Annotated in this window: 12 protein-coding genes; 9 read left to right on the plus strand and 3 right to left on the minus strand. The window is 58.8% G+C overall.

Translation table 11 applies throughout. The features are described from left to right. The first annotated feature begins 41 nt into the window (after window positions 1-41). The 9 genes from AB9O74_RS04425 (at window position 42) to AB9O74_RS04465 (ending at window position 9770) form a co-directional block, all read left to right on the plus strand. Window positions 42-1217, plus strand: a complete 1176-nt coding sequence (locus tag AB9O74_RS04425) for a nucleotide sugar dehydrogenase (protein ID WP_369348583.1) — start codon at window positions 42-44, stop codon at window positions 1215-1217. Window positions 1218-1378: 161 nt separating this feature from the next. Further along, entirely contained in the window at window positions 1379-2461 is a 1083-nt protein-coding gene (locus AB9O74_RS04430; protein ID WP_369348584.1) for a glycosyltransferase, read from the plus strand. A 90-nt stretch (window positions 2462-2551) separates the two neighbouring features. After that, entirely contained in the window at window positions 2552-3793 is a 1242-nt protein-coding gene (locus AB9O74_RS04435; protein WP_369348585.1) for a lipopolysaccharide biosynthesis protein, read from the plus strand. Window positions 3794-3914: 121 nt separating this feature from the next. Beyond that, complete coding sequence (locus AB9O74_RS04440) at window positions 3915-4445, plus strand: DapH/DapD/GlmU-related protein (RefSeq protein WP_369348586.1); 531 nt, start codon at window positions 3915-3917, stop codon at window positions 4443-4445. Further along, window positions 4435-5604 carry a glycosyltransferase family 4 protein gene (locus AB9O74_RS04445; RefSeq protein WP_369348587.1) on the plus strand — a complete coding sequence of 390 codons (1170 nt, stop codon included), beginning with the start codon at window positions 4435-4437 and terminating at the stop codon, window positions 5602-5604. The genes AB9O74_RS04440 and AB9O74_RS04445 overlap by 11 nt, the downstream gene beginning before the upstream one ends. A 167-nt stretch (window positions 5605-5771) precedes the next feature. Continuing rightward, window positions 5772-6908 (plus strand): hypothetical protein, encoded by a 1137-nt coding sequence (locus AB9O74_RS04450; protein ID WP_369348588.1) that lies wholly within the window; start codon window positions 5772-5774, stop codon window positions 6906-6908. Next, entirely contained in the window at window positions 6895-7662 is a 768-nt protein-coding gene (locus tag AB9O74_RS04455; protein WP_369348589.1) for a WecB/TagA/CpsF family glycosyltransferase, read from the plus strand. Before AB9O74_RS04450 ends, AB9O74_RS04455 begins: the two co-directional genes overlap by 14 nt. An 83-nt stretch (window positions 7663-7745) precedes the next feature. Further along, window positions 7746-8768 (plus strand): acyltransferase family protein, encoded by a 1023-nt coding sequence (locus tag AB9O74_RS04460; protein WP_369348590.1) that lies wholly within the window; start codon window positions 7746-7748, stop codon window positions 8766-8768. A 126-nt stretch (window positions 8769-8894) separates the two neighbouring features. Next, window positions 8895-9770: a glycoside hydrolase family 5 protein gene (locus AB9O74_RS04465; protein WP_369348591.1), complete on the plus strand. Its 876-nt coding sequence runs from the start codon at window positions 8895-8897 to the stop codon at window positions 9768-9770. Window positions 9771-9870: 100 nt separating this feature from the next. On the opposite strand, the gene AB9O74_RS04470 is transcribed toward AB9O74_RS04465, so the two are convergent. Genes AB9O74_RS04470 through AB9O74_RS04480 form a run of 3 tightly spaced genes read right to left on the minus strand, consistent with a single transcriptional unit; the run spans window position 9871 to window position 13561 of the window. Next, on the minus strand, window positions 9871-12081 hold the full coding sequence (locus AB9O74_RS04470; RefSeq protein ID WP_369348592.1) for a YjbH domain-containing protein: 2211 nt from the start codon (window positions 12079-12081) through the stop codon (window positions 9871-9873). Continuing rightward, on the minus strand, window positions 12081-12872 hold the full coding sequence (locus AB9O74_RS04475; RefSeq protein ID WP_369348593.1) for a capsule biosynthesis GfcC family protein: 792 nt from the start codon (window positions 12870-12872) through the stop codon (window positions 12081-12083). The genes AB9O74_RS04470 and AB9O74_RS04475 overlap by 1 nt, the downstream gene beginning before the upstream one ends. After that, the gene (locus AB9O74_RS04480) at window positions 12869-13561 is read right to left on the minus strand and encodes a YjbF family lipoprotein (RefSeq protein WP_369348594.1); all 693 of its coding nucleotides are present in this window, start codon (window positions 13559-13561) and stop codon (window positions 12869-12871) included. The genes AB9O74_RS04475 and AB9O74_RS04480 overlap by 4 nt, the downstream gene beginning before the upstream one ends. Window position 13562: the final 1 nt, after the last annotated feature.

Genomic DNA, 13562 nt, shown 5'->3' on the forward strand with positions numbered 1-13562 from the left:
GGCGTCGGATGAACTGTGTATTTCAAATTTGGTGCGTACTTATGGATAAGAAGAAGATTGCAATAGCGGGAACGGGCTACGTCGGCCTGTCCAATGCCGTTCTGCTCGCCCAGCATCATCATGTAGTCGCCCTGGATCTGGATGGCCGCAAGGTTGATCTGATCAACCAGCGCAGGTCTCCGATCGTCGATGCGGAAATCCAGCAGTTCCTCGACACTGCCGCCCTTGATCTTACGGCAACACTGGACAAGGTCCATGCATACGAAGGCGCTGATTTCGTCATAATCGCGACCCCTACCGACTATGACGTGAGTACGAACTACTTCAATACTTCGTCGGTTGAGTCTGTCATAGCGGACGTCATCTCCGTCAACCCCGCTGCGGTAATGATCATCAAATCCACTGTGCCGGTCGGGTTCACCGCAAGCATGAGGCAGAAGTTCGGGGTCGATGGAATCATCTTCTCCCCTGAGTTTCTTCGGGAAGGGCGTGCGCTATACGACAACCTCCATCCGAGCCGAATTGTTGTCGGTGAGCGTTCCCCGCGCGCGGAACAGTTCGCTGAACTGATGAGGCAGGGTGCGGTAAAGCAGAACGTGCCACTGCTCTTCACCGAGTCGACGGAGGCCGAGGCCATAAAGCTGTTTGCCAACACGTATCTCGCGATGCGCGTGGCGTACTTCAATGAGTTGGATACCTACGCCGCAAGTCACGGCCTGGATACCCGGCAGATCATTGAAGGTGTCTGCCTCGATCCGCGGATCGGCGCCGACTACAACAATCCATCGTTTGGATACGGGGGCTATTGTCTTCCCAAGGATACGAAGCAGTTGCTGGCCAACTACAACCAGGTTCCACAGAATCTGATCCAGGCCATTGTCTCCTCCAACTCCACACGCAAGGACTTCATTGCTGACGATATTCTTCGCCGCCGTCCCAAGGTCGTTGGCGTGTACCGGCTGATCATGAAGTCCGCATCAGACAACTTCAGAGCGTCCAGCGTGCAGGGCATCATGAAGAGGATCAAGGCCAAGGGCGTGGAGGTGATCGTCCATGAGCCCGTTCTTGAGGTTGAAGATTTCTACAATTCGCCTGTGGTCAATGATCTTGATGCTTTCAAGGCGCGATGCGATGTGATCATTGCGAACAGGTTGACCGCCGAAATCGTCGACGTTGGCGACAAGGTTTATACCAGGGATCTCTTTGGGGTTGACTGAGTTATCGAATGCTCCGCTGCTCGCGAGGGTGGCCGCTTCGGCCCCACTGTCCTACCTCATTTGCTTATGGTCGACAAGATGAAAATTGATGGCTTCTCGATTCAGGGTGTGATTCCGAAGGTCGAGCGGAGTCTTCACTATTCATCAAGGAAGGGAATGCTGTGAGGATTGCTTTTCATTTTCCGCGCCTGGCCAGTGGCGGGGTCGAAAAAATGCGGATCGTGCTCGCCACGGAGCTTCTTTCAAGAGGCTTCGAGGTGGACTTCGTACTCTGTCAGGCCCAAGGTGAGTATCTTGACCAGGTGCCGCCGGGAGTGCGGATAGTTGATCTGAAGGCAGGCAGGACGCTGACGTCGATTTTTCCCCTTGTCCGCTACCTTCGGACGGTGCGGCCGGAGTGGTTGGTATCAAGCCTCGGGCCTCAGAATATCGTCGCAATCCTGGCCGCGCGTCTCGCGCGGTCGAAGACGAAGGTGTTCGTCACCCAGCACAATGCGCTTACCAGACAATCAAGCAGTGAGTCGCTCGCCCAGAGGGTTGTACCGCTGCTCTACCGGCGGTTGCTCCCCCTTGCGGATGGTGTAATTGCAGTCTCCCACGGCATCGCGGAGGATATGTCCCGGGCTTGTAGATTTCCGATCGAGAAGATCAGTGTCATCCACAACCCTGCGTACATGGCGCAGGAACCGGAGGACGGACTGACGCCGGTTCCCTTCGGTGCGCAGCGTTTCATCCTCGCAATCGGAAGACTGGTTGAGCAGAAGGGCTACGATGATCTGCTGGCGGCATTTGCCGTCGTCGCCGAGGCCGATCAGGACGTCCATCTGGTGATACTGGGTAATGGGCCTCTGCTCGCCCCTTTGCAGAGCTACGCCGTGGAGTTGGGCATCAATGCCCGGGTGCATTTCATGGGGTTTGTGAAAGACCCCCGGCCTTTCCTTGCTCAATGCAAAGTATTCGTGCTCGCTTCGCGATACGAGGGGCTTGCAAATGTCTTGGTGGAAGCACTTTCCGTAGGCGCAAAAGTGGTATCGACCCGGTGCGACTATGGTCCCGAGGAGGTGCTTGCCGGTGGAAAGTTCGGGCAATTGGTCCCCGTCGGCGACCGCGTCGCATTGGCTGGTGCAATACTCTCATCACTGGAGAAAGAGGTTGATATCGAGCCGCTGGTCGGGCGGGCGAAGGATTTCTCGGCGCCCGTCATTACCGACCACTACCTGAGAGTGCTGGGCAATGTTGCATAGCAGACTCTGGCTGCCGTGCTGGTTGCCGGACCGCGGCCGCAGGCCCCTCGGTGGCCGGCTCGCCGCACTCAGGGCAAAGGCGAGGGTCGCATGATCATCGCGCGCACACGCAATGCGCTACGCCACCCGGTCGTTGGGTTGGTCATGAATCGTGGCCTCGGTCAAGTAGCGGTGCTGCTCAGTACGTTCTGGGTAGCACGATTGGTGACGCCGGATGTATACGGTGAGTTGGGGCTGTTTACATCGTTCTGCGCCCTTCTATCCATGGCATCGGGCGCCCGCTTTGAAATTCGCGCCCTCGTCTGCAAGACCGAAGCTGCCCGTCGAAACTTCGTCGCAATGTCGTATGCAGTCAACATGTGCCTGCTGCTGATTGCGCTACCGCTTTGCGTAACTGCTGCAGTTCTTGGCCTTGCACCGTCGTGGGTGGCGTTGGTGCCCATTGGCGTTCTCCTGTCATCCTTGGTGACATATGTGCTGCCGACGCAGAACTCGTCGCCAGGGCAGCTCTCACGTTTGGGACGCATGAATCTGGTGGTGTCTTTCTCCACTGCGGTTCTGCAGATCGTGGGTGCGAAGATTGCTCCGATTGGGCTGTCTCTGATCGGTGCGCGCGTCGTCGCGTGGGCTGCTGGTGCACTGCTGCTGCGGTCGGACGTTTCAGCCGGCGTTTCAGCCGCACGCTCGTTGAGAAAGACGGATGCCCGGAGAATCTATCGGTCATCAAAGCAGGAGATATTCTACGGATCCTCATCGGCACTTCTTAGTGTCGTCGAGCTTCAGTGTGCCGTGTACGTCCTTTCGATGTTCTCTGAGAAGCACGCAGTTGGCATGTACTGGATGGGGTTCAATCTGCTTTTCGTTCCCTTTTTCGTCGTCTCTGGCAGCCTGCGCCCTTTGTTCCTGCGCCATCTTGGCACGGCTAGGAAAGGGGGGGCGATGGCCCGTCGCATGTTCCGGTATGTGGCCATTTCGTTCGCGGCCGGCCTTGTCACGGTAGTCCCGCTGGTCATGTTGGCCGTGCTGGTGACCCGTACACTGCTGAGCGATGACTGGCAGGACGTCCAGTTCTTCGCTGCCCTGTTGGGTATCACATTGCTCGCGCTCGTGGCGCGGCTCCCCATTTCGTTCGCGGCATCAGCGCTGAGGTTGCAGCGCCTCAACCTGGCGTTCGGTGTAATTCAAGTCCTGTTGAGGATTTTCTCTCTCGCAATCCCGCTATGGATGGGCTACACCGTGATCTCGGCGATGGCTTGGTTCACCGTAGCGGCAAGCTTGGGATACGTGATTCATACATTCGTGAGTCTCTGGTTCATCAGGAGAGCAGAATGAACAGATGGCTTTCCGTTGATCCACAGGCTCTTAATGAATCTAGTTGCAAGGCGATGTTCGTGGAAGATGCTGAGGGAATCCTGCGGCACATCCACGTTGATCGCCGCAATGTGAGGGATATATGCTTGACAAGCTGATGTACAAAATTCTTGGTGGCGTCGCCTTTGCGAGGAGAAAAGGAGCGACTGTCGGCGAAGGCTGCCGCATCCTGACCAGTAGGTTTGGCTCGGAACCCTGGTTGATCAGCATCGGATCCCGGGTGACTGTCAGTTCCGACGTTGTCTTCGTCAATCACGATGGCTCAGGATGGCTGGTGTCGGATGAAAAAGGACGGCGGTATCGCTACGCGAGAATCTCGGTGGGCGATGGCTGCTTCATTGGCGCCGGTTCCACAATAATGCCGGGCGTGCGGATCGGTTCCCGCTGCGTCATTGGGGCTGGCTCTGTCGTGACCAAATCCATACCCTCCGGGTCTGTGGTGGCTGGAAATCCTGCGAAGTACATTTGCGAATATGAAGATTTTGTCGACAAAGTACGCGGATGGCGAGCAGAGGTCGAGATGTCCGGCGAAACAAGAAGGCAGCGCGTGGATAGCATCCTGGAAGAAGGTTACAAAATGGAATTGAGAAAGGGCGTATCCGATGTTCGTTGAGCACTCCATCCCACCGAAGTCCGTCGATCGCCTGGTTATCCACCAGTTCGACCCAGCGCGACCCTCGCCGGGCGGAATCGACACCTGTCTGAGGGGGATCGCTCGTTACTTCCCCCGCGACAAGAGTTTGGCCTTTGTTGGCGTGGACGCTGGCGCGGACGTTCCTGGTCGCCAGGTTGGGAAGTGGGAGCGCCATAATCTCGGCGGCGCCGATTTCTGGTTTCTTCCTGCTGTTCGCCTAGACCCGGGGAACCAGTCCCGGCTGATCCCTCACTCGATCCGACTGTTCCTGGCCGTCGTCATGAACTGGCGCAAGCTTCCGGCGAGCGAGGCGTTTCATGTGCACCGGATGGATATGGCGGCTGCGGTCGGGTTGCTGTCCGCGCGTCCGCAGGTGTACTTCGTCCATACCCAGGAAAATGGTCTGACCGGGAAGACATCCGACAGTTTCTGGAGGTTCTTTGGCGGTCTGCATCATGTGCTGGAGCGGCGGGTCGCCAAGAGAGCGAGGGCCATCATGGTCTTCAACGATCAGTATGCGCAGACGGTGAAGCAGTGGAATCAACGGGCACACTTCTTCCCCACGTGGTTTGATCCTGCACTGATCGAGCAGGAGCCCGCTCATGAGAATCCAAATTCGATCATATGGGTGGGGCGGTTCGAGGTGCCCAAGGATCCCGAGCTGGCAGTGGCTGTGTTGGAAGCGCTGGTTTCAGTCGATCCGGCTACGCCGTGGACGCTCGAGATGCTTGGCTCCGGAACGCGATTCGAGTCAGTGGCTCGCCTGGTGGAGCGTCTGGAGCCGAACGTAAAAGGGCGTATTACACTGCACGGCCGCGTCGGACCCAAGCAGGTGGCACAGGACATGGCGCGGGGTGGCGTATTTCTGATGACGTCGCATCCGGGCTATGAAGGATTTGCCCGCGTACTGGTCGAAGCCATGGCGTCGGGCCTCCCGGCCGTGGTCACTGAAGGAAGCGACACGGGCGGCATCGTTCGCGATGGAGTGACTGGTTACACCTGTGATCGCAATCCGCTCAACATTGCGCAACGCGTGGTCCGCTCCCAGCAGATCGAGCGTTCCGGCGTGTCCCAAGCGGTCAAAGGCTTTGACGCACCAACGTTGGTGGGGCGCATATTTGCATTGTCAGGCAAGTGACTGGGCCTTGCACCGCAAGATGCTGATTGGCTTCGTGCGCCCCCATACGGATCCGGTCCTGTCAGGGCGGAACGACGCCTTGTAGAAGTGGTGCGTAGACGCTGGACCGTCCGCAATCGCCGCACCGCACTGAGCCTTACAATAAATCTGTGACCTGGAACACCTCCATGAATGGCTTCACCATCCGCCGTCGCGACCCGCTATCCAGTGCCCTCTACTTCGGGTTGGGTGGAATCTTCCTGGTCGGTGGCATCATCAATTTTGCCGACATTGGCTGGTTGACCCCGTTGCTTGAGCCTTTCATGGTGCTTCTGGCCGTGCTCAGTCTGTACAGTGCGCGAGTACCGAGGTCAAAGATCTTTCTGGCGATGTTCCTGCTTTTGTACATTCTTGCGGGCGTGGTGCTGGCGGTTGTCATTAGGAAGGCCAACTTTCTCGACTTCTTCCAGGCCTACAAGTCGTTCTGGTACCTGCTCCTGTTGATACCCATCTCCGGTGCGAGATTTCTATCGGAGTCGGATATCGTCCGGCTGAATCGATTTCTGCTCACGTTGTTCCTGGTCATCTACTCAGTAAAGAAATTTTTCCTGGAGATCGATCGTCCGATCGTCCTGACCGAGAACAACTTTGAACTGCTGCTCGTGTGCATGGTGTTCTACCTTGCCTGTTTGGCGCGCGACAGAATCCACATTGGGGAAATGCTTGCGCTTGGCGCGATTGTATTCATATCGGGGTCGCGTTCGTCCGCTCTGTGCTTTGCAATCGTCATTGCCTTCTTGCTGGTGAGAGGGCGGTTGCGACGTCGCGATCTGCTCGCGATTGGTGGCTTGGTCGCAGCGGTGATAATGGGGGCCATCCTGTTTCAGCTTAGAGCGGGTGCGGGTGGTGTGGAAAACATCGATCGTGTCCGGTTCTTCTTTGTGTTCACTGAGGCCATCAGTGACTGGCATTGGTGGAACTACCTGGTCGGCGAGCCGAGGATCACGGCTCTCCCTCAGTGGGCGTGCAATCAGCTTTCTGCCTACAGAGGGCTTTTCAGCTATCGGAACGATGGCACCTGCTACTCAGTGATTCTTCATTCGTTCAACATGCGGGTTATCTACGACCACGGCGTGATTGGCCTCCTCTTCATCGTCGGGGCCATGTGGCGAATGATGGATCACGTGCCGAGTCGCGTGAGGTTGTGTTTCATTGTCCTGCTGATCGCCAATGGGCTGTCGGTCAGTGCAATCAACAGTGTGTACTTTGCGTTGGGCCTCGTGTTGGCGGTGGGTCGCCGTGTAGGGGCTGATGATGAAGGCTGATGCGCAACCCGGCCGCTCCAGACCCCTGCGCATGCGGAGTTTGGTGCTCAAGTGCCGTCTGGCGGATGCAGCAGAGCTGCAAGCGATCTTTCAGGAGCTTCTTGATGTGGAGGGGCCGGCGTCGGTTGGCTTCCTCAATCAACACGGATACAACCTGGCGCGCCGCGACCCCGCCGCCTATGAAGCGTTTGACGCTTTGGATGTCATCTTCAGGGATGGGATCGGGATGGCACTCGCGTGCAGAGCGTTCGGGCTCGACGCAAAAGACAACCTGAACGGCACAGACCTCATTCCAGCGCTCATTGAATTCGCATCCTCCTCCTTGGGACCTCGCGTGCAGTTCTTTGCTTATGGCACCTCCGAGCCTTGGTTGAAGAGGGGCGGTGACGCCCTCTTCAATGGTCGGGAATTCCATTCTCTGGACGGCTTCAGGGAGCCTGCGGAGTATCTTCAGCACTTCCGTGCTCACGTGCCAGCACGGGGCCAGGCTATCGTAGTGCTGGGAATGGGAATGCCCAAGCAGGAGGCCGTCGCCAACCTCATCCGGACCGCGGTGCAGACGGACGTGTTGTTGATCTGCGGTGGCGCGATCCTGGACTTCAAAGCGCGACGGTTCACTCGCGCGCCGCGGTTTCTGCGGTTGATTCGCGCTGAGTGGCTATATCGCCTGTTGCTGGAGCCGCGAAGATTGTTCAATCGTTACGTCATCGGTATCCCCGCCTTCCTCCTCGCTGTTGCCAAAGACAGGCGATGAGTGTCAATGGCGCCGGCTGGGCATATCGGAGGATGACATCCAGTGGTCAACGTTCTGACTAAGGACAGGTTCTGATGGTAACTATGAGTGGCAAGCGTTTCCACTGGATCGATGTGGCGAAAGGCATGGGTATCATGCTTGTCGTCTACGGTCACGTCATGCGGGGCCTGGTGTCTGCGGGTCTGGCACCAGACAGCTCAACATTTCAGATCGTGGACAGTGTCATCTATTCGTTCCACATGCCGTTGTTCTTCTTCTTGGCCGGCATCTTCCTTGATCAGGCACTGGCCAAGCGAGGGGTTGGCGGTGTGGTCCTTTCAAAGGTCGACACGATTCTGTACCCGTATCTCGTCTGGTCGCTGCTGCAGGGCTTCATCGAGGTTCTGCTGGCACGATATACGAATGGTGCGACGGAGGCGGGTGATGTGCTGGCACTACTGTGGGCGCCCAGGGCACAGTTCTGGTTTCTCTATGCGTTGTTCCAGATATTCATAGTCAGCGCGGTGCTGTTTTCCTTCAAAGCTCGCTGGCTGCCCTACCTGATTATGGGCGCTGCAGCGCTATCGTTCATTTTCGCGCGCGCAGAGGACATGGGCCCCTTCATTCATGCCGCACGCATGATGGTGTTCTTCGTGTTGGGTGTCGTTTTCTTCAGGCTGTCCAAGGCGGAGATCGGACGTGCGCCGATGGTGACGCTCGTGTTGTTCTCTACATTTGCGGTTGTCGAGTACGTCTTCCATTCCTTCGCAGGCTTGCGATACTCGGATCGGAGCCTGTTTTCCCTGCTGATTGCGTGCACGGGCATTGCAGCAACCGTCAGCGTCGCCTCCCTGGTTACAGGTCGTCTTTCCTCGGGCTTGGCCTATCTGGGGAGGATGTCCATGTACATCTACCTCGGCCACATTCTTGTGGCAAGCGGGATGAGGGTCGGGCTCTCAAGGGCATGGCCCGAATGCCCCGTGTGGCTTCACGTCATTGCTGGTCTCGTGGCCGGTATTGCATTGCCCGTGGTCCTGTACAGGCTCTGCAAGCGATGGCAATTGATGTTCCTGTTCGAACCGCCTCGCAGGCTCGCCGCCCAGGGCTGGGGCCGGGCAAGTGTATAAGCGCGTCTGCAGAATGCATGGTGCTTCGGTCAGCGTAAGGTGGCGCCATTGAGATACATCTGGACGTCTGTGGCATTGCTGCTTTGCATTGGATCCGCCCACGGGGCTGGCGTGCCGGCTCCCTGCGTGAATGTGCTTTCTGAGAACAAGCTCTGGTACCAGAATTCCCGTATGGAGGAGACAAAGGCGCTGCTGCTCCAGGCCCGCCAAGAGGGCTTCAGGTCGATCAGGCTGAATCTCTTCCCTGCAGCGGTTGCAGATGGCGGCGAGGACGCTATCGATGCTTGGTATCAGTCGCTTCGTGTGCTTGTGACATATGGCAATTCGGTTGGCCTGCATATGATCATCGATCTGCACGAATCCAATCGCTGTGGAGTCGATGCCTCAGAATGCAGGAGGCTGACAACCGACTTCTGGTCAAGGACGGCGGGGATGTTCTCCGATACGCGCTTCGACGTCTCCTACGAGCTCCTGAATGAGCCGAAGGGGGAGATGGTCAGTCAGTGGGGCGCCCTCTATCCCCAGTTGATCAAGCTGGTCAGGTCGAAGGATCGTCACCATTCGATCATCGTTGGTGGCAAAGGCTACTCGACGATATGGGATCTGCCTCCAGCAGACCATGATCAGGAACGGATCATTTACACGTTCCACTACTACAATCCCATGAGTTTCACCCATCAGGGGGCTGACTGGCTGAAGGCCCATCCAAGTCTTGCCGAGCGCCGAAACATCGCGTGGGGTAGTTACGCGGATCGCACGCGCCTGGCGATTGACTTCAGGTCGGTGGATGGTTGGATGTCGCGGAACGACGCACCTCTGTTTCTCGGTGAGTTCGGTGTCTTCAAGCGCGCCCCTGCGGAGGAGCGTGTTGTCTGGCTATCCTCCGTCGCCCGAATGGCGGGGGAGCGTGGCATCACTTGGTGTCTGTTCGATTACGAGGGTGGGTTTGGCGTAGAGGGTCTTCTGCCGGCCATCCAGAAGGGGGCGAGGCGGCAGCCATAGTCCTTGCGCGGATTGCGCATGACCAGGTCTGGGACGCCCCGATGCCCCGACGCGCGGATGTTCCTGTCGCTGCGGACGGTCCAACGACCGTCCTCCCGGATCAGTCATCTATGTGGCGAAGATTCTCGTAGAAGAACTCCGTATCGCGTTCCGAGGTCGTGCCGTACAGCGTGTACTTACGACCGAGCATGGCGCCGCCATCTCGAACAAGCGGGTTCCAGACGACCGCTGCGCGCGCGCGGGTGGAGCGTGGCAGGATGGTGTCGAAGGGAATCGAGAAGTAGATGCCTTTGTCGAAGCTGCCCTCACCGAAGTCGCGCGCGGAGACATTCGTCTTCGTCGCGTAAGCGCCCATGGTGACCCCGTTCGGGAACGCGCGGGCAAGATTCACTGTCGCGCCATAGTCCCCCGCAAGGTAGCGGCCGGCGCTGATGGAACCGACAATGCGCTGCTCCTGGTCGAACGCGTAGTACAGCGAGGCATGCCCGGTTGTCATGGTGTAGTCGCGCAAGCCGGCAAGCTGGTCGTAATCACGCTGCTTCACCCAGTTGAGGTTGGCACCGATCGCCCACGCCTCGCCGAACGGTCGATAGAGAACTTCAGCTCCGACGCCTGCGTACATCCATTCGAGGTAGCCTGCGTAAGCCATGCCATAAAGGTCACGGCCGAACTGATGGGCAGCGGTCAGCTGCAGATTGGGGACGGTGAAATCCGAGGTGGTCGTGTACTGACGAAGATCGGTTCTCACCCTTGGAAGTCGGCTGGGCGCGTCGTACTTGAACTTGTCGTAGTTGTTGAGCACGTTGCCACTGGCTGTGCCTGTAATCCAGACACCCGGAGTGAAGAAGAAGCTGCCGGTGTAGTTTGCCGAGACTTGGTAGAGGATGAAGCCATCGGGCCCACCAACGTTCTGCTTGTAGCTCACGTTGAAGCCGCCACCAAAGCGCTGCAGGGGCGCACGATACAGCGTGTCGCTGTAGACAGGAGCGGGTGCCGTTACCTCGATACCAAGTTTGAGCTGGTCGAGGTCCGCGCGGTTCTCTGTGTAATCGACGAAGCGCTGACGGTTGATGGTTGTGTCGACGATTGGCATGCCCAAGCGTGACGTGGCAAACGTGAACCACTCGATCGATGAATCCAGATCGTTGTGGAGAATTCTGGACGCGCGGCCCAAGCCTTTGGCCGTATGGAAGTAGCGTAGCTGGTGCCCGGTGACAATCATCTCCGTGCCGCGCCGAGAGATCTTTTCCACCCGGAAGCCGGCGTTGACCTGAAGCCGCGCGGCAATCTCTGCCCATCGCGCATCATCGCTTCCGCTGATTGATTCGGATTGCGGGGTCTGTACGCCCGTTTCAGTGACCAGCGTAGCCGAGTCAACGCCCTGCGTGGGTTGGGAGACGTTGGCTGTAGTGTGCTTGAGAGATTCGGGCGCAGGGTCGAACGGCTTGGGCGCCGAATGGGCGCGACCTGGGTTCCCGCGAAGGGTAACGGCAAACATGGCAGCGTCACCGCGCTCCCAAGCGGCGGTGAACTGCACGTTTTGGTTGAGGCTGTACACCAATCCGATGTTGACCGGAGTGTTCTGAGGCAGGTTGTTCTTCCTGGGCTCATTCTTATAGTCGTTGCCGTCGTATTCCACTTTGACGAGCAGCGGCTCCCAGGGCGTTTGGTAGCTGATACCTCCGAAAACGCCCACGCGGCCGCGGAACATAGAGCTCAGGCCGAATTTGCCGGCATTGTTGATATCACTCGTTGGCGTCGGGCGAACATCGAAACGGTCGTCGATAGCGCTCAGCGGGTTGCCAAGGTCGCCGCGGTTGCCGATGTACCCGGTCGCAAAACCCAGGCTCGCATCGACCGGGCCAAACCGCTTGTTTGCCACCAGGTACTCGCTGGAGAACAGGCCGGTACCGCCGAGATCTCGAATGCCGAATGCAACTTCAGGCAGCCAGCGCCTCTCTTCCCAGAGGCGCAGCTTGAAGTCGATCGATTTGTCCTTGTAGTTCTGGTCTCCGCTGACACTCGTCGCGCCATAGCGGATGTTGGCAACGTTGATATAGCGGAATGACCCCTCCAGCCAGGGGAACGGCTGCATCGTCAGGTTGTAGCGGCTGTACGGCGAGTTGTGAGAGGCAGTGAAGCTGATCTCGCCGTCATCAGCCATACGCGCGCTCGGCGTCTGCAGCAGGCCCATTCCACCCCATTCGCTTGCTGTTGCGGGCGGCGCTTCCTGCGCATGCAGGCAGGCGGATGTCGCCAATGCCAATGCTGAGAAAGCCAAGGTAGCGAAATGTCTGGAACGGACGTGCATCAAGGTGCTACTCGCGGATTAGGCAGCGGCTGCGTCGCGAGGAATGCGGCGAACTGCGTGTTGAACTCTGGATCGATGTCTTTCATCAGTCTTGCAGCGATGGGGACATAGATCGTGCCGCCAGGTGCGACGGCCTGCAGGTCTGCGCGATTCCACAGCGCAATACCGATGATCTGTACGTGTCCATCCGGCTGGATCACGTGGACTTGGTCCTTGTCTGCCACGCGGTTCGATGGGCAGGCAGCCAGATAATGGGTGACATCCGCAGTAGGCTGATGCGGAAGCTCGCAGGCCTGATCCAGCGCGCCCATGACGCGAACGGTGTCCGGCCTGGCGGGGTACCGCACTATGTCCGACTGCATGGCGACCGGGTTGGATGACTTGCGCGTCTGCATCAGGCGCGGCTCGAGTTCTGCCACCACCCGGCCAGTTGCTGGAAGGTCGGTCAGTTGCCTTGAAAGGCTGGAGGCAACTTTGCTGGCTGCTTCGTCCTGGCTCTGCTGCAGCACCTTCAGGTCGTAGAGCAGCCCGGCTTTGAGGCGTACCTGCTGGGCACGTGCGCTTTCGCGCAGCAGCGAGGCACCTGTGACGTAGCTGTCCGGCATCGGCATGGCGGCAATCAGGGCATCCGCCAAGCGCGCTCCTGCGGGAAGAGGGTAGACGCCCGGCGCATTGACCGCACCCTCGACGGTAACCTCTACCGTATCGGCCACGGGCTTTGCCGCAACCTCATGTGCGACGAAGAAGGGGAGGGTGGAGCACAGGATCAGGCAGTAGCGCAGCATGGTCATTGGCCAGGGCGGTAGGGTTTGAGCTGCTCGATGTCCACGGCATAGCCGGGAGCGAGGTACTGGCGGCTCTTCCAGATGAACCCGGAGCGCTCATCCACCCAATAGATGTTGGTCTCGCGGAAGCCTGGTCCGGAGAGCTTTTCTTCGTAGCGCGCCAGGCTGAGTGGTCGCTCCAGGATCACCACCTTCTCGGTGCCGACCTTCGTGAGCGTGCCGGTCACCGGTACGCTCATTTGATACGACGGGATCCAGTCGTACTGGCGCTGCACCCGGGCGGTGCCCTGCAGTGCGCCGAGATCATCGAACGGCGACGGTCCGGTGATGCGCGCGGCATAGCTGCGGCCAATCCCCGACGTCGCGGTGACCAGGCCGTTGGGCTGCAGATAGAAGACCGCGTCGCCGCCCGCGATCCACGCCTGGCGCCCCCCATCAACGAAGCCGAGCACGAGGACGCCATTGACGTCCGGTGCGCGCAACTGCAGCTGTGGGAAGCGCACGGCCGCGACCTGGGCCGGGGTCGCGCTTGGCTTGGGAACGAAGATCAGCCGCAGCGCGTCGGCGCTGGAGCGGCTCACCGTGGTGCAGCTGCTGGTCAAGGCGGCGAGGGCCACCAGCGCAGCGATGCCCATGGCGCGGCCCAACCCGCCACGCGCGCTGGAGCGCGTGGCGTCATGCTGCATAGGACGCATG

It is taken from the genome of Stenotrophomonas sp. JAG2 (assembly GCF_041080745.1).
GTDB lineage: Bacteria > Pseudomonadota > Gammaproteobacteria > Xanthomonadales > Xanthomonadaceae > Stenotrophomonas > Stenotrophomonas maltophilia_AA.

What these genes read in the sequence shown, in the direction of transcription:
- AB9O74_RS04425 (WP_369348583.1), top strand. Translation starts at nt 42, where the DNA reads ATGGATAAGAAGAAGATTGCAATAGCGGGAACGGGCTACGTCGGCCTG.
- AB9O74_RS04435 (WP_369348585.1), top strand. Translation starts at nt 2,552, where the DNA reads ATGATCATCGCGCGCACACGCAATGCGCTACGCCACCCGGTCGTTGGG.
- AB9O74_RS04440 (WP_369348586.1), top strand. Translation starts at nt 3,915, where the DNA reads ATGCTTGACAAGCTGATGTACAAAATTCTTGGTGGCGTCGCCTTTGCG.
- AB9O74_RS04445 (WP_369348587.1), top strand. Translation starts at nt 4,435, where the DNA reads ATGTTCGTTGAGCACTCCATCCCACCGAAGTCCGTCGATCGCCTGGTT.
- AB9O74_RS04450 (WP_369348588.1), top strand. Translation starts at nt 5,772, where the DNA reads ATGAATGGCTTCACCATCCGCCGTCGCGACCCGCTATCCAGTGCCCTC.
- AB9O74_RS04455 (WP_369348589.1), top strand. Translation starts at nt 6,895, where the DNA reads ATGATGAAGGCTGATGCGCAACCCGGCCGCTCCAGACCCCTGCGCATG.
- AB9O74_RS04460 (WP_369348590.1), top strand. Translation starts at nt 7,746, where the DNA reads ATGAGTGGCAAGCGTTTCCACTGGATCGATGTGGCGAAAGGCATGGGT.
- AB9O74_RS04470 (WP_369348592.1), bottom strand. Translation starts at nt 12,081, where the DNA reads ATGCACGTCCGTTCCAGACATTTCGCTACCTTGGCTTTCTCAGCATTG.
- AB9O74_RS04475 (WP_369348593.1), bottom strand. Translation starts at nt 12,872, where the DNA reads ATGACCATGCTGCGCTACTGCCTGATCCTGTGCTCCACCCTCCCCTTC.
- AB9O74_RS04480 (WP_369348594.1), bottom strand. Translation starts at nt 13,561, where the DNA reads ATGCGTCCTATGCAGCATGACGCCACGCGCTCCAGCGCGCGTGGCGGG.